The following is a 520-nucleotide window of genomic DNA, read 5'->3' as shown; positions in this document are numbered from 1 at the left end:
ATATCTTCATCCCTAAGGATTCAAATTTCTAATTTGCTCTTACTCTTTACTTTATTCTCACAATATGTCAAAGAACCTTGTGTGAAATTCAATAAACTTGCGCTCATCTCATTCACATCGTTCCCAAGCTCTCTTTCCTCATTTGGAAAGGGTAGGGGTGGTGTAATCTTTCAATCTAGATACCAGACTCGTTTGTCTGATGGTACTCTGGTGGAGAATAACGGATTCGAACCGTTGACCCCCTGCGTGCAAGGCAGGTGCTCTAGCCAGCTGAGCTAATCCCCCAGGTTAATGGGTTCTCTTTGTTAATCTCTTTATTAGACTCGTTTGTCTAATCTTTAATCTTGTTTTCACCAGTGGTGGAGAAAACGGATTCGAACGCGGAATGCAATTCCGTTGACCCCCTGCGTGCAAGGCAGGTGCTCTAGCCAGCTGAGCTAATCCCCCAGGGATTGTTGCTTAATTGCTTTGGCCTTGTCTCACTTTGCTTTCGGCTTGCAAGCCTTTTTCTTGTGGGCCT

At 44.6% G+C, this 520-nt stretch carries 1 tRNA gene; it reads right to left on the bottom strand.

From position 1 onward, the window contains the following. Positions 1 to 208: 208 nt before the first annotated feature. Positions 209 to 285: transfer RNA gene (locus tag SKC37_RS11660), tRNA-Ala, on the bottom strand. Positions 286 to 520 lie beyond the last annotated feature (235 nt).

Source organism: Aquirufa esocilacus (assembly GCF_042715595.1).
Lineage (GTDB): Bacteria > Bacteroidota > Bacteroidia > Cytophagales > Spirosomataceae > Aquirufa > Aquirufa esocilacus.
This window is presented reverse-complemented; position numbering and strand designations above follow the sequence as displayed.